At 44.4% G+C, this 25,167-nt stretch carries 23 protein-coding genes; 4 read left to right on the top strand and 19 right to left on the bottom strand.

The features are described from left to right. Positions 1-16: 16 nt before the first annotated feature. From JW953_24325 to JW953_24305, 5 genes are read right to left on the bottom strand one after another with little or no spacing between them, the layout of a single operon-like run. On the bottom strand, positions 17-1,309 hold the full coding sequence (locus tag JW953_24325) for a glycosyltransferase (GenBank protein MBN1995835.1): 1,293 nt from the start codon (positions 1,307-1,309) through the stop codon (positions 17-19). Next, complete coding sequence (locus JW953_24320; GenBank protein ID MBN1995834.1) at positions 1,303-2,427, bottom strand: glycosyltransferase family 4 protein; 1,125 nt, start codon at positions 2,425-2,427, stop codon at positions 1,303-1,305. The genes JW953_24325 and JW953_24320 overlap by 7 nt, the downstream gene beginning before the upstream one ends. 4 nt (positions 2,428-2,431) lie before the next feature. Further along, positions 2,432-3,145: an NTP transferase domain-containing protein gene (locus JW953_24315; GenBank protein MBN1995833.1), complete on the bottom strand. Its 714-nt coding sequence runs from the start codon at positions 3,143-3,145 to the stop codon at positions 2,432-2,434. Positions 3,146-3,151: 6 nt separating this feature from the next. After that, a complete protein-coding gene (locus tag JW953_24310) occupies positions 3,152-4,141 on the bottom strand; it encodes an SDR family NAD(P)-dependent oxidoreductase (GenBank protein ID MBN1995832.1) in 990 nt (329 codons plus the stop codon). Continuing rightward, positions 4,141-5,082, bottom strand: coding sequence for a GDP-mannose 4,6-dehydratase (locus JW953_24305; protein ID MBN1995831.1), 942 nt, complete (start codon positions 5,080-5,082; stop codon positions 4,141-4,143). The genes JW953_24310 and JW953_24305 overlap by 1 nt, the downstream gene beginning before the upstream one ends. A 258-nt stretch (positions 5,083-5,340) precedes the next feature. On the opposite strand from JW953_24305, the gene JW953_24300 reads away from it, so the two are divergent. Beyond that, complete coding sequence (locus tag JW953_24300) at positions 5,341-6,396, top strand: tetratricopeptide repeat protein (GenBank protein ID MBN1995830.1); 1,056 nt, start codon at positions 5,341-5,343, stop codon at positions 6,394-6,396. 84 nt (positions 6,397-6,480) lie between these two features. On the opposite strand, the gene JW953_24295 is transcribed toward JW953_24300, so the two are convergent. The 9 genes from JW953_24295 to JW953_24255 form a co-directional block, all read right to left on the bottom strand. Beyond that, positions 6,481-8,301, bottom strand: a complete 1,821-nt coding sequence (locus tag JW953_24295; GenBank protein MBN1995829.1) for a hypothetical protein — start codon at positions 8,299-8,301, stop codon at positions 6,481-6,483. A gap of 121 nt (positions 8,302-8,422) precedes the next feature. Continuing rightward, the gene (locus JW953_24290) at positions 8,423-9,613 is read right to left on the bottom strand and encodes a glycosyltransferase family 4 protein (protein ID MBN1995828.1); all 1,191 of its coding nucleotides are present in this window, start codon (positions 9,611-9,613) and stop codon (positions 8,423-8,425) included. Positions 9,614-9,670: 57 nt separating this feature from the next. Next, positions 9,671-10,504, bottom strand: coding sequence for a class I SAM-dependent methyltransferase (locus tag JW953_24285; protein ID MBN1995827.1), 834 nt, complete (start codon positions 10,502-10,504; stop codon positions 9,671-9,673). A gap of 13 nt (positions 10,505-10,517) precedes the next feature. Beyond that, a complete protein-coding gene (locus tag JW953_24280; GenBank protein MBN1995826.1) occupies positions 10,518-11,177 on the bottom strand; it encodes a class I SAM-dependent methyltransferase in 660 nt (219 codons plus the stop codon). Then, positions 11,174-12,700 (bottom strand): oligosaccharide flippase family protein, encoded by a 1,527-nt coding sequence (locus JW953_24275; protein MBN1995825.1) that lies wholly within the window; start codon positions 12,698-12,700, stop codon positions 11,174-11,176. The genes JW953_24280 and JW953_24275 overlap by 4 nt, the downstream gene beginning before the upstream one ends. Further along, positions 12,697-13,743 carry an SPASM domain-containing protein gene (locus tag JW953_24270; GenBank protein MBN1995824.1) on the bottom strand — a complete coding sequence of 349 codons (1,047 nt, stop codon included), beginning with the start codon at positions 13,741-13,743 and terminating at the stop codon, positions 12,697-12,699. The genes JW953_24275 and JW953_24270 overlap by 4 nt, the downstream gene beginning before the upstream one ends. A gap of 65 nt (positions 13,744-13,808) precedes the next feature. Then, entirely contained in the window at positions 13,809-15,050 is a 1,242-nt protein-coding gene (locus JW953_24265; GenBank protein MBN1995823.1) for an acyltransferase, read from the bottom strand. A 19-nt stretch (positions 15,051-15,069) separates the two neighbouring features. Next, positions 15,070-16,338 (bottom strand): hypothetical protein, encoded by a 1,269-nt coding sequence (locus JW953_24260; protein MBN1995822.1) that lies wholly within the window; start codon positions 16,336-16,338, stop codon positions 15,070-15,072. A 5-nt stretch (positions 16,339-16,343) separates the two neighbouring features. Next, positions 16,344-17,309 carry a glycosyltransferase gene (locus JW953_24255; protein ID MBN1995821.1) on the bottom strand — a complete coding sequence of 322 codons (966 nt, stop codon included), beginning with the start codon at positions 17,307-17,309 and terminating at the stop codon, positions 16,344-16,346. A gap of 86 nt (positions 17,310-17,395) precedes the next feature. On the opposite strand from JW953_24255, the gene JW953_24250 reads away from it, so the two are divergent. After that, entirely contained in the window at positions 17,396-18,382 is a 987-nt protein-coding gene (locus tag JW953_24250; protein MBN1995820.1) for a class I SAM-dependent methyltransferase, read from the top strand. A gap of 31 nt (positions 18,383-18,413) precedes the next feature. On the opposite strand, the gene JW953_24245 is transcribed toward JW953_24250, so the two are convergent. The 3 genes from JW953_24245 to JW953_24235 all read right to left on the bottom strand — a co-directional run bounded on the left by JW953_24245 (position 18,414) and on the right by JW953_24235 (position 21,164). Continuing rightward, positions 18,414-19,430: an NAD-dependent epimerase/dehydratase family protein gene (locus tag JW953_24245; protein ID MBN1995819.1), complete on the bottom strand. Its 1,017-nt coding sequence runs from the start codon at positions 19,428-19,430 to the stop codon at positions 18,414-18,416. 74 nt (positions 19,431-19,504) lie between these two features. Beyond that, entirely contained in the window at positions 19,505-20,308 is an 804-nt protein-coding gene (locus tag JW953_24240) for an ABC transporter ATP-binding protein (GenBank protein MBN1995818.1), read from the bottom strand. A gap of 4 nt (positions 20,309-20,312) precedes the next feature. Further along, a complete protein-coding gene (locus tag JW953_24235) occupies positions 20,313-21,164 on the bottom strand; it encodes an ABC transporter permease (protein ID MBN1995817.1) in 852 nt (283 codons plus the stop codon). A gap of 618 nt (positions 21,165-21,782) precedes the next feature. Here JW953_24235 and JW953_24230 point away from each other — a divergent pair. Then, entirely contained in the window at positions 21,783-22,073 is a 291-nt protein-coding gene (locus tag JW953_24230) for a hypothetical protein (GenBank protein ID MBN1995816.1), read from the top strand. A gap of 54 nt (positions 22,074-22,127) precedes the next feature. Here the strand turns inward: JW953_24230 and JW953_24225 are convergent, their stop codons facing one another. Together JW953_24225 and JW953_24220 are read right to left on the bottom strand one after the other, a co-directional pair. Continuing rightward, positions 22,128-22,475: a hypothetical protein gene (locus JW953_24225; protein MBN1995815.1), complete on the bottom strand. Its 348-nt coding sequence runs from the start codon at positions 22,473-22,475 to the stop codon at positions 22,128-22,130. Then, the gene (locus tag JW953_24220; GenBank protein ID MBN1995814.1) at positions 22,475-23,275 is read right to left on the bottom strand and encodes an AAA family ATPase; all 801 of its coding nucleotides are present in this window, start codon (positions 23,273-23,275) and stop codon (positions 22,475-22,477) included. The genes JW953_24225 and JW953_24220 overlap by 1 nt, the downstream gene beginning before the upstream one ends. Before the next feature lie 400 nt (positions 23,276-23,675). Between JW953_24220 and JW953_24215 the strand changes: the two genes are divergently transcribed. After that, complete coding sequence (locus tag JW953_24215) at positions 23,676-25,118, top strand: hypothetical protein (GenBank protein MBN1995813.1); 1,443 nt, start codon at positions 23,676-23,678, stop codon at positions 25,116-25,118. Positions 25,119-25,167 lie beyond the last annotated feature (49 nt).

Here is a 25,167-nt window from a genome sequence, read left to right as displayed (position 1 = left end):
ATATCCTTTTGGGAACTCATAATATATCATCCAAAATACGAGCCAATTGTCCGGTCAAGTTTCTATAATCAAACTGCTCAATAAAATCCCAATTTGGCTGGGGCAGACGATGAGCTTGCAAATCTCCAACTAAACGTAGTATCGCATTTGCAATTTCTTGAGGTTCTTCAGAATCAACCACCATTCCCACATTAGCCTGCTGAAGTAGTTGGGCCAAACTGCCATCATGAGGCGTCAAGGCTAAAATAGGCTTACCAGTAAATAAATACTCAAAAACTTTGCTGGTCAAGACTCCCCGACCAGGTCCAGAAACAAGAAGCAGGATATCTGCCTTGAATAAATAAGGCAAACTTTCCAAATGAGGTTTACGTTCTATAGTTTCAACAGTATCGGCCAGACCCCATTCCAATAACGTTGGGGCTAATTTTAAAGGAGAGACGCCTACAAATTTCACTTTTATGTTTGTTTTGCTCTGCCTCACAAGCAACTGAACAGCCTTCAAAAAAGGGAAGGGATCTTTGCCTGCATAAAAGAAAGCGCCATTGTGGACAATGGTGATAGCGTCACAATTATCAGAAGCAGTGGCAGTTAAATTCGGGAAATCTTCTCTATCATAACCATTTGTAAGCACACTAAATTTAGTTGATGGTTCATCAGGATAACCACTGACAAAATCGTCTCTTAAAGCATGAGAAACAGTAAAGATATGACGCGCCGCTCTGACTACGGCTTTTTCCAGACTGACTGAAATCTTATAATGCAGAGACGTGGGATAAAAAACAAAAGGATTTTTTGCCCAAGGGTCCCGAAAGTCAGCTCCCCAGGGACATTTCAACCTTCGGGAGAGGTACTTAGCCACTAAATGACAGGTTGGATCAGGTGAAGTGCTTAAAATGGTCTGGATAGAATGTGTTTTTGCTATTTGCAGCCCTTTTGAGACAGCAAAGGGGAACCAGGTGATCATTTGGTCAGGAACAAATACCCAACTATTGATCACTTCAGCGCGCCCCGAAAAGCTCTTTTCCTTGCCAATAAAGTCGGTTTTTACAGGCGGTTTAATAGCTGCTGATCGAGGCAGTAAACCTCTGCCCAATTTATATAAAGTCCGGAGAGTAGGAACAGGGGCAGTGTAAACAGGCGTTGGCCTTGAGGTTTCTCCATTGTCTAATGGTAGCTCAGACGGCACCGTCAATACAATAGGCTGCCAGCCAAACTCCGGCAAATATTTGGCGAATTTGGCCAAACGAATAGCGCCTACTGCTTTGGCCGGGGGAAAATAGGTGGTGACGATCAGGACTTTTTTCAGCATTGACTTTTCCCGGAAAGTTGGTAGTAAAGTTGTTCCACCTGCCCCATAATCGTGGCAAAATCAAATTCAGCCAGGGCACACGTCCGATTGACCTTACCCATTTGCCTGCGTAAGGTTTTATTGCTTATCAGAAAGTTGATTTGTGCGGCCAAAGCTGTCGGTTGGCCCAATTCAATATAGAGACCATTTTGCCCCTCAACGACACACTCCCTAAGGCCGGGTAACGGCGAAACAACCAGGGGCAATCCACAGGCCATTGCCTCCAATACTGACACAGGCAAACCATCTGATTGCGCTATTGAAATGGCCAAATCGCCACATCCATAAAAATCCGGCATCTGGTTATAGGCTAAAGAACCAACCCACCGCACGTTTGCGGCTACCCCAATTTCAGCAATAAGAGTTCGACAGTAGGTTTGATATTCCGACGTGTCCAACAAATAGTGTTCTTTAAACACAAAAATTGTCTCTGGATAAGCCTGCAATACTATTGGCATGGCCTGAATGATCAGGTGAATATTATAAATGGGCTGGGTATGGCGCGGGCTCAACACAACAAAGGCTTTTTCGGGAATAGCCAGGGTCTTTCGAAAAGCGGCACGCTCTGGCCCCGCCGGCCGAAAATGATTGCAATCTACCCCAATGGGCAAAACTTGTTGCGGAGTTGTAGCCACTCCCAGGGATTTAACTGCATCCAACAAATGAGCAGATTGGCCAATAATAAAATCGGCCCGGCGCAGGGAAAAAGGGGTCAAGAATCGTTTTAAGCGCGTATCGTAGGCGCCTTGCTCTGGCAGCACATCCCCCCCTAATAATGAAAGCACCAGAGGGTGATAATTTGCCAGAGCGCCTATCCAACCCGCGCCGGCAACATATAAGGCATGTAAAACATCCGGTTGCAATTTGTTAATTATTTGGCGCGCCCGCCACACCTTTAGAAATAACCCTAACTTGGGCCAATGAGTTTGAGGCTGATAAAGATGGGGGATGATACCGGGCCACTTTTCTTGAGGATCAAGGGTTAATAAATGAACCTCATGCCCGCGCCCCACAAAAAAATTCAGCCAACGCTGAACGTGGACACTTCTGAAGGCGGGCGAGATGAAACATAAGCGCATTGAATTAATCTTCCGGCAACAATCTCTGCTGAATATCAGGCAAATCGTTTAACGCCTGCTGATAATCTGCCATCCGGCCAATATCCAGCCAATAGCCTTTATGAATATAACCTCGCACCGGTTGGTTATCTCGTCGCAAACTGTTCATTAAATCGGGCAAATTCAGAAATTGGTCGCGCGGGATGTAGGACAATACCGCCGGCTCAAAAACGTACAGGCCAATGCTTGCCAAATAATGCAACGAGGGTTTCTCCACATATTTCATGAGTTGCTGCTGATCATCAAGCTCTATCACGCCTAAATCAATTTTTACCTTTTGCCGAATGGCTCCCACGGTGGCCACAGCCTGGTGTTTTTTATGAAATGCCAACAGGTCTGAAAATGAAATGTCAGTGAGCAAGTCGCCATTAGCTACTAAAAAGGTTTCATCCAACCCTGCAATGAGCGAAAGCGGGCCGGCCGTTCCCAAAGGCTCATTCTCTACAGAATATTCAATTTGCACATCCCACCTAGCACCATCACCAAAAAAGGCCCGAACAAGTTCATGTTTATAGCCAACACAAAAAGTAAAGTTGTCTATGCCGGCCATTTTTAAGCGGCGAAGCAAAATCTCTAGAATAGGCAAATCGCCAACCGGCAATAATGGTTTGGGCAAAATAAAGGTATAGGGAGTCAGGCGCGTACCGCGTCCCCCGGCCAGAACTACTGCTTTGGTCATATCTGCTTATATTTCATATTCATCAGGGCGATACCGTTCCAGATTGTCACGGATCCACTCAATAGTCAGCGCCAACCCCTCATCCAGAGAGACAGCGGGATGCCACTTCAATAATTCACTAGCCTTCACATTACTGGCCTGTAATTTCCATACTTCGCTACCTGTTGGGCGTTGTCGTTGTTTGTCGCATACAATGGGCAGGTCTTGCTTAAGTATTTGCAAAACCTGGCGAGCTAAATTGCCAATTGAAACACCCTGTCCCAAACCAATATTCACTTCCTGGCCAAACGCGGCCTCACAACCGGCCAAACGCAAAAAGCCCTCAACGGTGTCTGTGACATAGGTAAAATCGCGCACAGGCTCAAGCGAACCCAGGCGGATTTGGTTACGAGTGAGAGCCTGAGTAATAATGGTAGGAATAATAGCCCGCGCGCTTTGACGAGGACCATAAGTATTAAAGGGACGCAGGGTAGCCACAGGCACTCCAAACGAACGGTAAAAACTCTCCACAATTTTGTCGGCTCCAATTTTGCTGGCCGAATAAGGAGACTGGCCCTGCAACGGGTGGCGTTCGTCAATAGGGGTATATTGAGCGGTGCCATAAACTTCGCTGGTGGAAGTATGGATGAGGCGAGGAGTACCCAACTCTCGCGCGGCCATTAATACATTCAGCGTGCCCATAATATTTGTCTCTATCACCTCTCGCGGATGCAGGTAGGAATAGGGAATGGCTATTAAAGCGCCCAAATGAAACACTACCTCTACATCTTTAACCACCGCATAAACAGCCTCGCTGTCGCGCAAATCTCCGGCAACTACTTCTACTTTTTGTAACAGGGCGGCCGGTAACTCATTCAACAAACCAACATCCCCCCGCGAATTATACCGCACAAAGGCCCGCACCCGCGCTCCTTCACGCGCCAATCTTTCAACCAGGTGGCTGCCGATGAAACCACCGGCCCCGGTGACCAAAACAGATACTCCCTGCCAATTCATCACACACTATCCTCCCGGGCTATAACTTTTCGCCAATCGTCTAACAAATCTACCAGGCTGGTTTCTAAAGTTATTTGCGGATGCCAGCCGGTCAATTGCTGCAACCGGCTGAAATCTCCAACTTGGTTGGGGATTTCTACGGCGCGTACTCGCTGCTTATCTTGCTCAACGCAAACATGTACTTTGGCCAAACTTAATAAAATATCCACACATTCCTGAACCGAGTAAGAACGGCCTGAACACACGTGGTAGGCCTCGCCTGGCTGGCCGGTTTCCGCCAGAACTATGTAAGCCTGCACCGCATCCCGCACATCCACATAGTCTCGCTTGGGCCAAAGATTGCCCACCGTTACACTCCCATCTCGACCAGTATGTTCCAACAAGGCGACCTGGCGAGCAAAATTTGAGGCAAAAAGCGAAGGAGACATGCCGGGACCCACTAAATTAAAAGTCCGAATACGAACTACAGGTATTTGGTGAGCAAAAAAATATTGCAATCCCACCATCTCCTGGGCTACTTTACTGGTAGCATAATGCGAGAGTGGTCGCAGGGGCTGCGCCTCATTGAGAGGATTTTCGGCGGGAGTAGTAGCGCCATATACTCCACTGGTGCCGGCAATGATTACAATTGGTCTCCAATCCACGGCCAGCAAGGTTTCAAAAAGCCGGATGGTTCCCAGCACATTGGCTTGATATAACTCTGAATATGCAAAATTGCCCAACAAACCGGCCAGGTGAAATATATGGGTGGGTTCAACCTGCCGCACAAAATCTGTAAATTCTTTTTCTTGATTCAAGTCAACTTTATAGAAACTTATTTTTGAGGTATTAGGAGGAGGCTTTCGATCAAGACCCCAAACCTGATAATGCTTTTCTTTCAAGCAAATTGCCAAATGTAGGCCGACAAAGCCCGATACTCCGGTAATTAAAGCCCGCTTCACTTTTTTGAATATCCTCAACGCCAAACTTGTGCCCGCAAATGATCAGACCAAAACGCCAGTTACTGAACAGAGATTCAAAAAATTATCTTTGCGGAACACGGCATCCTGGCCCGCAAACAAAACCTTATTCTACTTCACTTTGCCGCTTGGTCAATTCCAACGATTCAAGTTAGCGACGGTAGAATTGGGATTGCTGAGGGCCTTAAAGCCTGGTATAATCAAAACATACTCGGAAAGTCTAATAAAAAGAGGTCAATAGTGAAAAAGCGATCAAATTACTCAGTCTTTTCCAAACGTCCAACCTGGGTTATTGCCGTGCTGTTGTTAATTGTTGCGGTTCTGGTAATAACGCAACTGAGCGGGAGCGAAACACCGCCTGATGTCTCAATTTTTAGCTCCAGCCCCATCTCTCCGCTAACCCTCAATAGTCCTCCCGCTGGAATTTCCTCGCCAACTGTACCTCCTGATCCTTATGTGGAGGCTTACCGGCAAGCCACTATTTTTTTTGAAGCAGGCGAGTATGAAAAAGCCATCGCCAGTTACTCGGAAGCTATCTCCGTTAAACCCGACTCCGCTTCGGCTCACAATGATAGAGGAAACGCATATACCCAACTGGAGATGTATGAAAAAGCCAGGGCCGATTATAATAGAGCTATTGAGTTAAATCCCGCTCTACCGGAGCCATATTATAACCTGGGCTGGATAGAGACAATTCTGGGCGATTACGAAGAAGCCTTGGTTCATTATCAAACTGCCAGCGAGATCAGCCCACTGGTAGCTTACGACGCCATTGTGAACCGCTGTGGGGTTTATTACAAAATGGGAGATTTCGAGCAGGCGATAGCAGAATGTACCGTTGGTATTGAGCAAAACCCGGCCAACCACCGCGCCTACAATAGCCGCGCTTTGGCTTACCTGGCCCTGGAAAACTATCAAGCCGCAGTTGCTGATTATGAACAGAGTGTTACCCTGATTGCGGACAATGAGGAGGCTTATTGGGGGCTTGGGTGGGCCAATTATAACCTGGGGAATTATCAGGAAGCGATTGAAGCCACGCAAAAAGCAATTGACCTGAACTCCGGCGATCCCCGTTTGCACTTTAATCTCGGGTTATACCGTTTGGCCGCCGGTCGGTTAACTGAAGCTACTGCCAGTTATCAAACCGGGCTATCTCTCATAGATTCCCTGGACCCGCAGACGGCGGAGGAGATAGCAGACACTTCTGTTCAAGATTTAGAGGAGTTGAAAGAACAAAAGCCTAATTTGGCGGACGAGATTGAGACAGTGATCGGCTTGTTTCCAAAATCCAACTAACAAAAACGACCCCACTTTTCTCAAAAAAAGAGCTATCCCAAACCGGGATAGCTCTTTTTTGATGTTCAACTTATCTCATTAACTTCAGTCAACAATTGGCTCATCGGTTGCTTCTTCAACTACTGATTCAACAGTTGGTTCAACCGTAGGTTCAACTGTCGGTTCAACCGTTGGTTCAACAGCTACCGGTTCATCGGTTGGTTCGACTGTTGGCTCAACTGTCGGTTCGACCGTAGGCTCCACCGTAGGCTCTGGCTCAGGTTCCTGTGTTGGCTCAACTGTTGGCTCAACTGTCGGTTCGACCGTAGGCTCAACCGTTGGTTCTGGCTCAGGTTCCTGCGTCGGCTCAACTGTTGGTTCAACTGTCGGTTCGACCGTAGGTTCAACTATCGGCTCCGGCACCACTACAGGCTCTGCCAAGCCCGTTACCACTGTACCCTGGTTGATGCCTTGATACCCCATCTGAATATCACCACTGGCCGTTGCAGCTCCCACTGTATTTCCTGAAGCGGCCAGACCTTTAGTAGCGTGAGTAATTCGGACAGCATAAGCACCATTAGGTACAGTTGCATCTGCGCGTGGATCAGCCGTAATACCAGGCCCCGCCGCTGCGGCTGCGTAAGTTTTTGCAATCGCAGCACCCCCACCATCAGGATAATAGGTTACCGACACTGTTTCGCCTACAGCAAAATTACCAGTAATGCTTTGAATGGCAATAGCCGAAGACAGGGTTTGACCTCCTACACTGGAATTCTTATAGAAGAGAGGTAAGAACACCTCACCCGTACCCGTCCCACTTAGAATACCGGGAGTCACCTGCCCCCGCGAATTTGTGCCACTCGTCGCGACGGCGTTGACATTACAGACAAATGGCCCGCCCGCAGTAACCTGTAGAGTTGCAGGTCCACTAAACCGACTATAACCTAACCCTGACATATCATATCTTTGATCGAACTGAACATAGGGGTTACCTGACCTGGTAATAGTTGAAGTTCTATTAGTAAAAAGATCGGTGAATGTTGCTTGAATTGTGCCAGAACCACCCCCTAAATTCAAACAAGCAATGGCCGTCCCATAAGTAAAGCCGGTACCCGTATCTACAACATTCGCCAGAAGCTGAGGAGCATAAATTTGACCACTTGTACCCGTTGCATACCCCGAATAGCTCTGTAGGATTTGACCACTGCCACCACTGGCATTGAAATTAACAACCACTCTCACCGGTTGATTAGTATCAACAACGCCAGAACCGGAAAATGCAGCAGCAAAAGCAGCATCGGTAGCAGTGTCAATATATTGGGTAGAATAGGCAGGAATATTTAACGCTACCGAAGTATTGCTCCCAATACCCACACTGGTGAAGGTTGCTGTGCCAGTAGCCGCTGTACCGGTTGTGTTTTGAATAGCTATCAAGTTATTGAACGTTTGACCCGTACCGGCATCGGTAAGTTTTGCTACAACTTGGGGTAAATAAACTGGATCACCAACGTATGGGTCGTTTGACGAGGAACGGTAAACATCAGCTTTGTAGTTTGATCCCGCCGCAGTACCGTCACTGGAATACATCAACACCACGGCGCCTGAGTCGCCACCAGTGGCTACAACGGCAGAACCTCGAAAAGTGGTGGCGGCAATATCTGTGCTTTGGTCAATGGTTGTGCCATAATAGGCACCCAAGGCCGGGATAGCGCCTCCAGGAGTAGAAGCTCCCGTTTCATCATAATAGGTAATCTGTACAGTAGTACCCGCGCCAGTAAAATCTTGAACGCGAACCAAGGTGGATAAATCATTCACCGCTAACACGCCTTGCAGAGAGGGGGACTCAGGCCCTGCCGCAAAGGCCGGCGTAGCGGCAAACAGAACAATGAGTAATGCTACCGGTAAAAGAATTAACAATTTTTTCATGGTATACCTCCATAATATATTTTTTAAGTTGATGACAGAATAGCACAAGCAGTGCCTGTAGGTCAATACTTCTTTGGTATTAGACAAGGATTATCCGGCACATGGCCGGACTCAGACTAGATTACGCCAGAATATCCCGATAGACAGCAATAGTCTGCTCGACCGCCTGCGGCCAGGAGAATTTTGCTACTTGCTGCCTGCCTTTCTCCACCAGTCTTTGGCGCAGCATCTCATCCTGCAAAATTCGCCGCATCGCCTCTGTTAAAGCCTCAACATCCATTGGATTAACCATTAAAGCTGCCTCGCCAACCAACTCCGGCAGAGACGTTGTATTTGAACAAATCACCGGGCACCCTATCGCCATTGCCTCCAAAACAGGAATGCCATACCCTTCAAATAAAGAAGGAAATACCAACGCTGTTGCCTGGGCATAAAGATAAGGCAAATGATGGTAAGGCACATACCCCAATTGCAATACTTTGGCCCTCAAATCCAGATCCGAGATTATCTTTTGCAGATCCGCTTCGGCGGTGTTGGCCATACCGGTTAAAACAAGTTTCAGTTTTGGGTATGAAAGCGTGAGTTTATGAAATGCCTGTAACAGCCGGCAATGGTTTTTGTTAGGAAAAGAGGCAGCGGGATAAAAGAAATAATCCGGTGGCAAGTTGTATCGCGTTTTGATTTGGGCTAAAGTGGTTTGCTCCAGCGGCTGTAGAAATTCAGCCGAAACGCCAAAGTAAATCACCCTGATTTTTTCTTCAGCAATTCCATATTTTGAAATCAAAGCTTGTTTAGTGAATTGGCTCGGGGCAATAATTATTTTAGCTTTTTGAGCGGAGGGTTGATAAGTGTCCCGGCGCCATTTAAGCAGGCTTTCCGAAAAAAACTCCGGGAAGAATTCATGCTGCATATCCCAAAAGGTCAATACGCAAGGAATAGAAAGAGATAGGGGATGAATAATGGTCTGGGGAAAATGAATAAGATCAATACCGGCTGCGTTAAGCAGTTTGTTGATAACCATCTCCTGGGTGGTGGGTGGAGGAGGCCAATGCAGCAAACTAAAGAGCTTACTTTTTACACGATAAGAGAAAGACAGGGTTTCGTTTTTGGATAGAGGCGGTAACAGCAGTGTTTGCCACGAGGGTGTCAAAAGCGCATGTAGAGAGGCAACACTTTCTTGATTGGCAATTAGAATATACTTTGTTGAATTTTGGGAATTCGCCAAATAATGAACAAGGTTACGCACATAAGTTTCAGTGCCTCCGACTTGGCCAGGCCATAGATGGTAAGCATTGATAGCGATAATCGGCACTTCATTTTCTCCTCAATTTCCTCAGGCCGTTTACAAAAAGGTGCAACAACTTGTTCTCTAAACGGCATGGTCACGGTCACTAACAGGTTTTGTAGCCACAATTAACAGCCCGCTTCCCTTTTTAGAGGGATAAACATCACGCCTATAAAATGGCCCTAATACTATAGACCATAACCGCCGCACCCACGACACAGGTAACTCATGAGAAATTTTGCGAATGACAATGGAGACTATATTCCGAAGTGGTTGATGAGGCAAAGGCCCTTTCCAAACATCATCAAGAAAAGAAAAGATTAAGGTGCTAAAAAAAGGCATATAATACTGCCATTGCTCCAATTGCAAATTCACATTTTGCAATCGTTGATCCCAAATTTGATGGGAATCAATATGACAATGCTCTTGATAATCATTGAACCATTGAGCATGCGCATCGGCAGCAGCGGCATTTCCCCATTTCCGCTTCAGCCACGGAAAAAATAACCAGTCGGTAAACTTTTCGCTGGGTACGGTAAAAATAAACTTTCCTCCTGGGGCCAGAACTCTGGCCGCTTCGGCAAAAACCGTTTCTATTGCCGGAATATGTTCCAGAACGCAGTTGCTAAATACACATGCAAAACTGTTGTCAGGATAAGGAAAACTCACTGCGTCGGCTTGAGCAAGATAACCATACGTTTGACTTTGTCTGGCCTCTCTCAGCATAATCCCCGACATGTCAAAACCGGCCTTAAAATCAGGGCCTATCTTTGAAGCAAAAAGGCCCGAGCCGCAGCCAACATCAAGTATGGGTGAGGGCCAATCCAATTTTCTTAGCACGCGAATCTCAACGGCACGCCAGATGGCCAGAGAGGGGTGACGATAATAATCAATCAATAATTCATCCAAAATATCCATCCGTAGCTTACCTTTATATGATTTGTTCCTTTCGTTTCGCCTGAATAATGACCGTTTGAGACAGCAACTCGCGCCAATACTCATTTCTCTTCAATAGATTAAATAACGGCTGCAAAAAACGTCCAAGATGACCGGCAATCAAATGGGCAACGGCCAATGACTTTCCCCGACCTTGCCATTCAGCGGCATCGTTTACCGTCAAATCTAAAATATCGGCCAGAGCCACAAATATAATTACTGTAGCGGCGCAGGGATATTCAATATGTTCAATGACATAATCTTGTTCGACGAGCTTAATGTATTCAGCACTGGGCGCTGTCCACTGATGGAAATTTTGCGTGACGATCTGGTTATAATTTTTGCTCAATCGGCCCAAAAATTGGTCACCGGCTCTGATACCGGCACTAAAATCCAAATAAGCGCCAGGTTCTGAAACTCGACTGATTTCACTCATCACTTGTGCTTTGGTCCCTAAATGCTCAAGCACATTCCAACAATTTATATGAGCAAAACTTTGAGATTGAAAGGGTAAATGATTCAAGTCACCAATAACATAACGAACCGTATCGGATGACTTAGCTCTACTTTTCACCAAATAGCGGCTATCAAGGTCAATAGCCACCACTTTATCCTCACACAAAGGAATAACGCCGCAGGGTGCAATCAACTTCACAATACTTCTTCCAATTGTTCCTTGTGAAAAAATTGATGTAGATATCTCTGGGCTATCTTTTTATCCCGTTCATCAAATATTCCCAGGACTAAAACAACCAGCAAATAAACACCCCCTCCCAAAGTCACGATACAAATTAGGTTGAGAAAATTTGAAGTAAAAGGCAACAATAAATAATCAATGATGCCTATCACCAATCCTGCAAACCATATCTTCAAATATACATGATGAAAAAGTCGCCACGAATTGAGATGCAGAAGATTTTTCTCAACATAGTAAATAAAGGCTAAAGTGTGCAAGTACAACAATCCGGCTATAGCTGCCCCGATAATTCCATAACGGGGGACCAAAACAAGTACAGCGGTAACATTAACAATGGCCGTTAGAATATTAGAAAAAGAAATTAGATGCGGCTTACCAAAACCATCCAAAAAAATGTAGGCAATAATAGACCAAGAGATGAAATACCACCCCAAAGTCAATAATTTCAAAACCCAAGTACTGGTTTGGGCAAAGTCTGTATCAATCCATATCCTTAGAATAGGAGAGGAAAAACTAAAAATGGTGACACATACGAAGGTGCTGATAAAAAGAGTCACTTTAATTGCTCTTTCATATATACCTTTTAGGGTCTCTATTTGGCCTGTGCTAGACAATCCACTTGACACAGGGAATAAAACACCAGCTATGGTCAGAACGATTTTATGAAGTTGAGTCGCCAAATTAAGTGGCACCACGTAATAAGTCACTAAACTGGCACCTAATAAAATGCCAATCATTAAGCGATCAAATTGAAAAAGAAATAAACCGCCAACACGGCTAATGAAGGTGTATATACCAAAGGAAAGTAATTTTTTAAATATTTGCCAGTCGTATGAAGGCCACCAGCTTAATTCAGGGATTAATCGTTTTGACAAAATTGTATATAATATCAAACTAATGATGGTTGTGCTCACTTGGAGTATGACCACGGCTTTTAGCCGATAACCCAAAGCTAATAGTCCAAGGATGAACAAGGTGGATAAGGTAGTGATGAGAATGCCCAATTTGTTGGAAAGGTCATAACGCTGCAAAGCATTAGGAATTGAGGCCACCACTCCTACCATCAAACTCAGCGGAAAACCTATGGCAGTGACATAAAAGGTGAATTTTGCTTCTGATACCAAATCAGGTGTTACTTGGAATAATACCACCAGATTATCGGCCAAGAGAATGATGGCAATTCCCCCAATAACACCAACCATGGTGAAAACCAGCAATGTGGTCCAGACAATCTTGTTTAAGGTAACCAGGTCTTGTTTTACATAATATTCAGCAATATATTTTACTGAGGCGGTGTTCAATCCCAAATCAAGGATAGCAAAATAACCAATAACGGTTAAGGCTAATGCCAAAATACCATAGGCTTCCCGGCCCAATCCCTGCACAATGTATCGAGTAGCCACAAGGCTAAGGACTGTCGCCCAGCCCCAGCCAATAACATTGGATATTGAATTATTAATGGTCCGTTGAGCTAGACTCACAATGAGACCTTCTTCACCAGAGCCTCTCTTTTCTGGCCAATAGTGTAATAATCCTGTTGATTATCAAAATCTGAACAGCTGCTGCAAAGAGGTATTTGCGAAAACTCTCGACGACGATGAATTTCGCGGAATCGATTCATTTGCACACTATGCCAGGCATCCTTGAGAGAGGTAGTTCTAATATTGCCAACACTCAATCGAGCATTCACATCATAACAACAGATGGTTATATCGCCGTTAGCAGTTACGGCTAAACTTTGCCAAAGTTTGGAACAAGGATAGGTGCGTCTCCCCATCCGTTGGTTACTATTATCAAAAATTGAACGATCCTCAACAGTATTACCAAAAGTCGAAAATCTCTTGATAAATATTTTATCTTCCGGCCCCAACAATCCTTCCCACTGCTGACGAAATACGTCAACTTCATCGGCAGTTTCTTGCATCAGAATAATTTGCAGCAAGACTTCAGGTTTTGACAAACCATTTTCCTGCTTATATTCGAGAAATGTAGCAATATTATCACAAACCTGATCAAATTTACCACCCACCCGCAACTTTTCATAGGTTGCCTTTGTAGCGCCATCCAAAGAAATGTACAACATATCCAAACCCGACTCACACAATAACCGACTTCTTTCTTCATCCAACACGGTCGCATTTGTACTCATCCGTACACTATGAATAGTAGGATACTGCTTAACATACCGAATCATATCAAATGTTTGATGATATAGGAGAGGTTCACCAAACAGGTGCAAATCCACAAAAGCCAGTCCATACGCTGCTGCCTCATCAATAAGTTTCTTGAAAAGATCAAATTCTAGATGAGCTAACGGCCGGCTCATAAGATCTGTGCGTGGACACATTACGCATTTCAGGTTACAGTAGTTGGTTGTTTCAATATCCAAGTATATAGGAAATTCAGGTATATTTTCCATCGTTACCTGAACATTTGACTCCGCTCTACTAAGTAGAATATCTCGTCCCCAACGAGTTTGGGCGAGACTATTTTTCACCAAACTCTTTACTTTTGTTTGAATCATCTCATCAAGTCTTTCTCACATCTTCTGCATTTTTCTCAAACTAAAAAATTTGCGTAATTATAAAGTTAAATGCGGAAAAGAGAGGCTTTCTCCAATTTTCTCTCAAACCATACCTCTAATAATTTTCCTCTTAGCTTTAAAAAGGGCCTCTCAATCAACAAATACATAAAATTTGCTGCTATAGAAACAACAGCTAATGAAATAAAAAAACAAACTATAAAATAAGCAAGGCCATATTGACCTGGATCAATAAACGACTGAGTCAATCGGATGGTAAACATAAGCGGAAAAACATGAAGCAAATAGAAAGAGTATGAGATTCTTCCATAAAATCTCAAGATTGGAAGGTTCACCAATTTTTGATTATTATACCCGGGCTGCAAACACCTTAGAATAATCAAAGCGAACCCCAAGCCTAACATAGAAAAAACGAGACTGGTATTAAAAAAGCTCGAGGGTGCATGTTCGCCAAATAGAACCGGTATGAACACAAAAATCAACCCCAATTTGGCCCACGGCCAGTCCCAGGGAATAAGAGGTTTATAGAATAAATAAAAGTAAGCCAAAATCACGCCAAAGGCCAAGCTATCGTACCGGCTATAAAAAGGTATATAAATAAACTTAAAGAAAAGTGGCTGATCTATTTTACCTCTAAAAGCATACGTAAATGAAATACGGTAAATAAGGGGCAGTAACAATACCGATAAGGTGGCTATAACCAGCCATTTCCAATTATGCTTAGCTTTGCTAAAAAGAAATAAGAAAAAAATCGGAACGAGTAGATAAAAATTTTGTTCAACAACTAAAGACCAGGTATGAGTTAAACCGAATGTTTTAAGGTATCTGGCAAATTCTTCAACAGGAATTAAATAGTTTTGTAAGTAAAGAAGATAATAAAGGCTATATTGTTTAAAATAATCCTGCTGTTCCAGAATCAGGCTGTAAATTACAGCTATGATTAAAGTAAAAAAATATGCCGGCACAATCCGGAAAAAACGTTTCAACCAAAATCTTTTTAGGTTGATGGCACCACTTCTGGCAAGTTCAGCAAGGAGTTGTTTGCCGATTAAAAATCCACTCAAAACAAAAAACAAATCAACCCCCACCCAGCCATTATTGACCACTCTAAAGCCCGGACTCGCTAGAGGAGAGTACACTGAGATGTGAGCCGCGAGCACCAAGAGTACCGCTATACCTCTAAGACCATCTAAGGCCGGAAAATGCTCGTGAGAATATTCTTTTGGTAGCGTAGACTGTCCCTCTAAATCAAGCAAAAAGATGTCTTTTATTCGCTCAATAAATGTCATTAGTGTCTTTTAATACTCATTATTGATGGTTAACAGGAGATAACTCATCTGGCTCTATCAGAGATTTTTGTCCCATCATAAGATCAAAAATAGTTCGGGCTATTAAATTATGCGCTTCAGCATTGATATGCCAATCTTGCCGATAATAAAGGTTTTGCTTTGTCTTCAGATAATACTCTCTAAAAACAGGCAACATATCAATCGAAAGTAGGTTTTGCTCTGCCGTTATCTCACCAATCCATTGATATACGGTATCATCAAATGTCGCTTCAACGGCACTAAGGGCCAAAACATTTTGAATGTTCTGTATCTGTTCAACTGCATCTTCCGGCTCTACCTGCCGCTTGGTGGGGATCAAGATAATGATTAACGGGATTTCCTGGCCGGCGGCCTCGCGCTTAAACAAGGTCAGACTCTCTTGCAAAATCTGCCTGGCCTCTTTTTGGTCTCGGTTGGCGAAATAATAAGCTTGTTGAAAACTCTGGGACAAACAAGGCGCACACACCTTGACTGCTTCAATATATTGATTAGAAAAAAAGTCTTGAGGGGCACCCTGCCGCTGTGACCGGATGAGAGATCTCAAAACCGGCAAATTGTCTATCGCCTTGACGGTCAGTTGGTATACGCGCAGGGGCCGAAAAATCCCTTTGAGATTCCAAAACCAAGAAGCTTCGGTAGCCGGGACGACACCCTCTACCGGATAGTTTTCAATGGTAATTTGTCCTGATGGGTGCCGGGCGAGACGCGGCCCGGAGGAATTGACTAACTCAAGCAGATCATTCCCCACGTAAAAACCAACAATCACCAGATCGGGCTTGTACCAGTAGCCATAAGTACGCCACCATAATAACTGCTGGAGGGGCGAATACGTGCCCATACCGGCGTTTAAAACTTCATGCCGCCCGGACGATCCCTGCCGTGCGGCCTCTTCATTCAGTAAAGTCTCCAATACATTTGCATAGGACTCGGCATTATTTACCATGCCGTCCGTATGGGAGTCACCCAAAACCAATATTCTGAAAACGCCGGGTTCTTTTGCAAAATAAGTGGGCTGGTCTTCTCTAAGGCCGGCATTGTTGGTTGACCAAGTCAACTCGCCATTACCATACTCCTGAAAAGGGAACCGGGTTTTAACGTCGGGTTTATGAATTGTCCCCAGGATTGGATCGGCCATATAGGTTGGCGGAATTTCACGGTACGATAGGATTTGTGAAATAATTTCCAGAAGCAACAAAGTGAGCAACAAACTGATAACGATCAGCAGAGTATTTTGAAACCACTTTCTCACTCTTATCACCTATCAGTTTCCGCTTTTCGACCCCATCTATGATTTTTAACAGAACTGGCAAAAATCAAAAAACGGGTTCCCAAAAATGATTTCACTATAAATGGGACCATTCTTGGACGTTCCTTTAACCAGGCCGGATACATCCAAATTGCTTTCAAAAAATATTGCCTGGCTTTGGCCGTTTGCCTGGCATTGTAATAGTTGAATCCAAAATCCAAATAAACCCGGCTATAAGCTTTGGCTTTGAGTGGACGCATTTCACCAGGTAAGTGAGGGTGGTTAAAACATTTATCAAGAATAGTAAAATGGTCTGCTTCATGCCGACTACGAGCCGCGGCCAGTACTTTTGCCAAAGAATGAAATCGCCAGGTACCAATGGTTTGGGGAGTATAGGCCATTACGCAACCGGCCAAAACGCATTGGAGCCAATAATCATAATCCATAGAAGTATAGAGATTAACATCCAAGCCACCTACCTTTTCAAAAACGGCTTTACGAATGAATACGCTTTGCTGTGGAATGTAACATCCTTCTGTCAACAGTCTGGCGAAATCAAACGCCGGAGCTTGGTAACGTTGGATAACACGGCTGTGCTCATCAATATAGTTAATATCACCATAAACAATATCCACCTCTGGATGGGCTATTAAAAATTGAACGGCGGCCTTAACACCACCCGGCATTAAAGTATCATCCGAGTTCAAGAAAGCCAAAATATCTCCGCTGGCCCTGGCCCACCCTTTGTTGATGGCATCGGATTGTCCCTGATCCGGTTCAGACACCCACCAAAAGTCATTCCTGTGCTTCTCCAAAATGTCAAGGGTATTATCGGTAGATCCGCCGTCTATAACCAGATACTCTATTGCCGGATAATCTTGTGTTTTGACACTAAGGATAGTCTCTTCAATGAATTGACCCTGGTTAAATGAAGGCGTGACAATAGTGACCAGGGGTGTTTCTTGTTGTTTCATTATCAATATTCTTTACCGCTTGTGAGACGAATTTGACAGATTAGCCAAATTTCATATCGTACTCTCATATTTAAAAGGGGATTAGTATGAGTTTTTTGAAAAAACTCCAAAAACTACGATCAATTGGAATAATCAAAGCAGTCAAAATCGTCATAAAAAGATATTTATCGTTTTATAAAATCAAATTACGAGACTTTTGGTTTGGCCCCGCCTTCACCTTTTTTGAAAAACTGGGGTTACACGTGTTGCCGGTTCATTATTATAGTCCCGTGCCCGACACGCGCGAACTTCGCAAGAATTTTCGGCGCTGGTACACTGAATCGAATTTGGCCGGGATTGATTTAAATTTACAAGGCCAAACAGAATTTCTTAAGAACTTAAAAACTTACCAGATAGAGTATGATCACCTTCCCTCTTTGGCTCAAATAACGGCACAAGGTTTTGGCGAGGGTTATGGGGAAGTAGAGGCTCACCTTCTGCACGCAACCGTTCGATACTTCAAACCCCGCCTCATCATAGAAGTGGGGTCTGGCGTTTCAACATTTTATATGGCCAATGCCTTAACCCTAAACAGGCAAGAAACGGGGAGCACACCCAACATGGTCTGTATCGAGCCGTATCACCACCAGGCGCTGAAAAGAATCCAGGGAGATTGTCACATAGAAATTATTCCGAAATTTGTGCAAGAAGTTGGCCTGGATGTCTTTGAAACCTTAAACAAAAGGGATATTCTCTTTATTGACTCAAGCCATATTGTCAGGATTGGAAGTGACGTAACCTTTCTATATTTAGAAATACTCCCCCGTTTAAAAAATGGTGTAATTATTCATATCCACGACATTTTTTTTCCATATCCCACGCCCCCCCCAGAATCCTGGATATTCAACCGTCACATGTTTTTTTCAGAGCCTGCCCTTCTGCAAGCAATGCTTATGTACAATTCTACATTCAAAATTCTGCTGTGCGCCAGTTACTTGCACTACAAAATGCCAGAATCTCTAAGTTCTGCCTTCACTATTTACAATCCGGCCAAGCATTTACCCTCGTCAATATGGTTACAAAAAGTTGGTTGAGCGGACTATACTGAGGAATCTATCAACTGCTTTAGCGCTCAGTTAGCGCATGATCCAAAATTGCGGCCACTTTCTGCCTATCTTTGGTGGCATAATACCAATCAATTGTGGCGTGCAAACCATCTACAAATTTGAATTCCGGTTCCCACCCCAGCAGTTGGCGGGCCAAAGCGTTATCGGCTACTCGATTCATTGGGCCAACAGGCATCTCTGGATGGAATTCAATTTTTAAGTGTTCTTTGCCTGTATAACGCAGCACCTCTTTAACAGCGTCAATCACCCGGGTACGTTCCATGGTGCCAAGATTGATCGCCCGGCCATCATCTATCTTCTCAGCCGCCAAAATGGTCCCCGCCACTATATCCTTCACATAGGTCCAATTACGGATTTGCTGTCCATTCCCCCACACAATAAATGGATCTTGATTCACAAACGAGCGCGCAATCATGGCAATAACGGCATGATTTTCGTGCCCACGTGGGCCGTACACGGTAAAATAGCGGCAGGAAACCGACTTCATCCCCCAATCTTGGTAATAAGCCTGCAACGTCATCTCGGCCATCAACTTGGCCCACCCATACATATTGTCGGCATCGTAAGGCGGAACAACCTTATCTTCCGTTAAATATAAAATCTCATTGGGGTCAGTCTGCAAAAAATTGGGGTAGACACAGCCAGATGAGGCATAGACAATTTTTTCCACCCCTGCTTTATAGCAGGCTTGAAAAATCAGGCCATCCAGCGTTAAATTGGTGGCACAAGCTGCTTGATGCAAATCAACGTACCCTCGACCCCCGTGGTCTGCGGCCAAATGGAATACAATTTCAATTCCCTCCACCATCCTTGGGGCAACACCCGGCTCTAGCAGATCAGCCTGAAAGAACTCTACACGGCCATTATTCAGATGGGTTTGAATGCTTTCTAATTTGCCACTACTCAGATTATCTATAATCCGGACCTTGGCCCCTCGTTCCAGCAATGCGTCTACCAAATGAGAGCCAATAAAAGAAGCGCCCCCAGTTACCAACACCTTACGGCTATTCCACATAATCGTTCACCTCTACACTTAGTTATGCACAACATAAATACAGCACTGAAGAAACCCTTCATAGGTGAGGCTCATTATACAATCATCCCGCTCAATTCAGAAACCACTTCCTCACCCAAAATATTCTGCCCCCCATCCCACTGATACCTTTCCCGCATCTGAGCCAATACCTCAGCCACCCGGCCCTGGGCCTGCAATTTACCTTCATGCAGCCATAAGGCGCCAGAACACAAACGCTCTACGGCCTCAAAATCGTGAGAAACAAATAAAATGGTTACGCCCTGCTCTTGCATCTGGCGAATGCGCTCCAAACATTTAAGTTGGAAACTATAATCGCCCACCGCCAGCACCTCATCTACCAGGATAATCTCCGGCTCTACGTGCACGGCCACCGAAAAACCCAGCCGCATCTGCATCCCTGAAGAATAGTTACGCACAGGCACGTCAATGAACTCGCCAATGTCGGCAAAGGCAACAATGTCGTCGAGTCTGTGATTCATCTCTTTACGGTTCAAGCCCAAAATGGAACCGTTCAGGTAGATGTTTTCTCGCCCGGTTAAATCAGGATGGAAACCGGCGCCCAATTCCAGCAAAGCGGACAGCCGCCCGGAAATGGTGATAACGCCGGTAGTGGGGTCAATAATCCGGCTGATGAGCTTCAGAATTGTGCTTTTGCCGGAACCGTTTGGGCCTAAAATGCCGACGGTTTCACCACGTTTGATTGAAAAGTTGACATTTTGTAAAGCCCAAAAGTGATGCCTGCCGCGAGCGTTCGGGTCAAAAAAATTCACAAACATCTCCTGCAAAGAGCGAACCCGCAACTTTGACAAGCGAAATTCTTTGGAAACATTCTCAAAGGTTATGGCGTTCTCAGACATCGGTCTACACTTCCTCGGCAAAGGTGCGACTGTAGCGATAGAAGATCAAAGAGCCTATGCCCAGTATAATCAATGAGGTCAATAAAGTCCGCATAAAAAAGTAAAATTCCGGCGGCGCGCCATTATACAAAATTACCCGATAGGTGGCGATGATGGACGCCATTGGATTGATGATGTTCACCCAACGCCACACGTCAATTGTGATGTTAAAAATCTCGTAACTGCGGGGCAAAATCTCAATCGGATAAAAAATAGGGGTCATAAAAAACCAGGCCAACATAACCACTTCCATAATAACTTGGGTGTCGCGGTAAAACACATTGGCCGTTGACAGAATTAAACCTGCCCCTACCGTAAAAATAAGTTGCACGGCAATGACCAGCGGTAACAGTAAAATCCACTTGGTCAAAGGAATTTGAGAGAAAAGAATAAAAGCAAATAACACAATTAAGGCGACTAAAAAATTAACCAGATTGGCCAGGACGATGGAGACCGGCAAAACTTCGCGGGGGAAGTAGACTTTGCTAACCAACGAGTCATTATCTACAATACTGCGAATCGAGCCAATCACCGAGGAAGAGAAAAAGTTCCAGGGCAAGATGCCACAGAGAACAAATACCGGAAAATTTTCAATCCGTCCCGAATACGGCGTCATAATAGTGAAAACAATGGTAAAAACCACCATCATTAGCAAAGGGTTGCCAAACGACCACAAAACTCCCAATAGCGAGTTACGATAACGCACCTTCAAATCCCGGACCACCAGATTGCGGAGCAACTCGCGATAAGCCCAAAATTCCCCCAAGTGTGCCAAAAAACTGCGTAGCAGATAAAAAGGCCAGAACACCCAAGGCATTTTTTGACCGGCCCGGATAACCAATCCCATAGGCATTTTTTCAACAATTACCATTCGTCAACCCTCAATAACATCACAACAAAAATCAGCGCCGCCGATACAGTCTCTGGCGCTGACTCGATTGCTAAATCAAGGGGCTATTTTAGCACAAAACCGGCCAAGCAAAAAGTTTAACGCAAATTACTGAAGCAATTATTTTTTATGCATTATGGGGGTGAAGTCATAATTTGGGGCTTTTCGTTCGTCAATCGTCATTCGCCGCTGTCAGGCTGTCAATAGAATTATGGGCCACCCTCTGCCATAGTTTCAAAAAGCAGATATTTTTAATGTGGATTTTAAGGTCAAAGGAGTTGTTTGGTCTTTTGTAGCAGTCAAGATATGCTATAATTGAAACCACGTTAATCAAAATAATCTTTTCAGCAGATTCAATCTTTGCCGAATAAAATATTGTTAAGAAGACAAGAGATAGGAAAAAAGTACTATCAATTTTTGCCAAAAAACTTATTTGTGGTAAAATACTGCTACTTTAACATTATTAAATTCTTTGGATTCCCCGGCGCCCAGGTATCATAAATTCATTTGGTGGAAAAAACGGTCATTTAAAGGGCATAAGCGCAAGTGTTAAACAAAAAAAATGGGCAGACATCGTTAAATGGAAGAAATAAAGGAGGCGGCGAAGTGTTGAACAAAACTGCCGTAGAATTCACACGGTACGTACTCCAGCAGAATCCAGGCGCGAACGACTTTGCCGTGATTTATGATGCTATGTCGCGGGCTGCTTGTACTCGTTCTTTTCAGAATTTAGGTTACGAAGAATTGGCAGTGGCCGGTGTTTCTTTTTCTCTCCTCAATACTTACAAACTGGAATTACTTATATCGGAAGCCAAAAAACCGCTAACAACCAAATAATGCCGCATATTCCTTTTTTTATTAAACCCCAAACTATTTTAAGAAATTACGATTTTATGATTTTATAAAGTCAATAACTACCTGACGAAAAGCTTCCACCTCTCTAATTTGGCTCCCGCCCAGAATGACTTCACCCTTTTCCTCTATCAAACAAGCTAAAGCATCTATGGCAATCCCAACCAATTCACTGCGATTAATTGAGAGTTCGTCATTGGTTAAAAGATGCAACTTACTCAGATTCCGCATTTCAGCCTGAGTTAAATGGACTGTAGTAGGCTTGCGCTGAATCTTCTTCCGCGGGCGGCCCAGCGGCTTTACATGGCGCCGGCTTAATTCTTCTTGAACGTCATAAAGTTTGGCGAATGTCCCCTGTCCCGTCCGAGCAGTCTCTTTTCCCGCCATTATGCTAACTCCTCTATCACCTGTTCAACAAGGTCCTCATCAACAATTGAAACTTTGTTCAAAAGGGCCACGGGTAACGTATTCAGGCCCACTACACATATATCTCGAGGCATACCACGGCTATAGTCGTAGATACGAACTAATGCGGCGTCGGTAAACAAAGGATCTTGCCGTCCGGCCACCATCACCCTAAAATTGATCATCGAACGAGTATCTTCAAAGTGGAGAGGCTCCAACGTAGACCGGGTAGCCACTCGAGAAGCCAAGGCTCGTTTGAGGCGTAACTTGTTGCGAAGCTCATTCTGACCAATCAGCACAATTTGGATGAGCTTTTGGGTGTTTGTTTCAAAATTCAACAACTGCCGGATCAACTCAAACTGCTGTCCCACAAGCCCTTGGGCTTCATCAATAATCAACAATACGTTTTTATCCTCTTCAAAAACAGAAATGAGAAATTCTTCAAAAGCGGCCAATTGCAGTAATTTGCTGCGTTTAGGATTAAGGCCAAATTCGGCGCAAATGCTTTTCAGGAATTGAAAATCGGAAGGAAAAAGCGGCGTAGGGATATAGGCCGTGCGAAAATCTTCTCGATCTCGATACACCTGATAGAGACGCCGGGCGATAGTGGTTTTACCAACGCCTACATCGCCAAAAATTATGGATAGGCCTTGTCGCTGCTCAAGGGCATAGGTTACCTTAGCCAAGGTAGCTTTATGCTGGAGTGACACATAAAAGTAGCGCGGGTCAGGCGATAGTGAAAATGGTGCTTCTACCAGACCCAATGGACTCAAATCGAGCATATAAGATAAACCTCCCCACAAACTTGAACATAATTATAACACCTACCCCTTATAATTACAAGTAACTCTTGACATTTTTTTTAGTTATGTTTATAATTCCAACTAATAGGCTCAAATTTTAAGTTAGTTTGGGGGTCTATGCCCTTGATTTGGCGATAAATTTGTATAAAAAGAGAGGCCCGTTGCCGCGAGCCTCATTCTGTAAAGTTTTATTTACTTAATTTTTTGGGAGAAGGTTTCTGTTTCCAGTACCTCGCTTGGGGTTAAATATACCACAAGGAGGTACATTCTGTCAAGTAAAAACCTGCTTTGCTGATTTGGCTATCTTCTTCATTCGACAATTTTTTAGCTGTCTTTAGCTATTTTGTGAATTATCGTTTTGAAGAAGAAAGGGTCTATTATGCCCGACCTTTCCATTCATCCTGTATATTTAAGCGCCAGAGCCGCGATTGTTGCCCCCGAGAAAGCAATTCCGGTTACGCTCTACTCAGTCCAAAAATGGCTGTCCCGACTTGGGCCGGAGCGATGGTGTTTGGTAATGCTCCTCCGTAGCCTCAGTATAGACGGCCCTCGCCGTAGTGACGGCACTAAACGAGTGACGTGCAGTTGGCGGGAACTGGCCGAGTTGTTAGACGTTCACGAAGAAACTGTAGCCAGTTGGCTCAAACATCAACCCATCCCCCACGACAAGCCTTGGCGTCGGATCATCCCCGGCGATGAAAAATCCAAATATTTAGCCCTTTTTATTCCTCGGCTGCGTTATGCCTATGAAACTCATAACGGCAAAACTCGGCGGACGGGTTTTATGCTTGAAGTGCTTATGGAAGACCCTGTTGCCCCGGAAGACGAAGCCAAATTGCAACAGCGCATTGAAATATTGCAAATGCAACAAGGCGAATTGGGCTTAGAGACCTATCGTTTGGAAAACGTAAAAGGGAGAGATGCCGATTTACCGCAAATATCCGGGGAAAAAATGTCCCCACAAAACACCGATTTACATTATGTCAACCAACTAAATTCCGACTCATTGCTATCGGCTAATCCACTTCAACTGGGTTTACATAACACAAAAGTAAACCAAGAAAATCTTGGTTTACAAACCAATGTGAAACAACAAAATATGGGATCAGATAGTTATGTCAATCTACCAATTGTTGATTTACATAATACTGAATCGGAAGAATCTGGGAAGAACGTTAACGAACTAGACATATTAATTCAACAACATAAACGTAACAATTCAAAAAATCCTCGCAGAACTTCTTTGGAGCCGATTGTGCGCTTGACAGAAGCTTTGCTAGAGGATGATCATTCTACGGCAATGTTTTATAAAGTGTTGCAGGCGTTATACCCGGAAAGGCTTGACCTTTACGTAGCTGCCGTTCGAGTAGCTGTTCAGGCTGCCGAAGCTGAGCCGGAAGTTAATGCGGGGGCGGTTTTTGTGCGCGCCTTACGGGATTTTGCGGATGTAGCCGGGGTGGGTTTGGGTTTGAAGCCGGCCGCAGAGGAGAATGTTAACCATAAAACGGGTGAATGGTTGGGGGCCGAAGTTCCCAAGATATCTGAGGCGTCTTTTGTTTTGCCTTCGGTTGACGAGGCAATCTGGTCTGAAACCCAATCAATGTTGCGTCGTCAAATGACCCAAGCGACGTATAATGCGGTTATTCAAGGCACAGAGCTTGTGGGCCACGAAAAGGGCGTTTATATTATCGGCGTCCAAACAGAGATGGCCAAAGAGTGGTTGGATAATCGTTTACGGGATATTGTCCAACGGGCTTTATCGAGTGTGGTGGGAAAACAAGTGCAGATAGAATTTAAATTGGTGACTAGAGATAGCAGTTGACCGCCGGTGAGATGTTTTCAGCTATCTGGGGTAATTTTAAGTTGTCAAC

It is taken from the genome of Anaerolineae bacterium (assembly GCA_016931895.1).
Lineage (GTDB): Bacteria > Chloroflexota > Anaerolineae > 4572-78 > J111 > JAFGNV01.
This window is presented reverse-complemented; position numbering and strand designations above follow the sequence as displayed.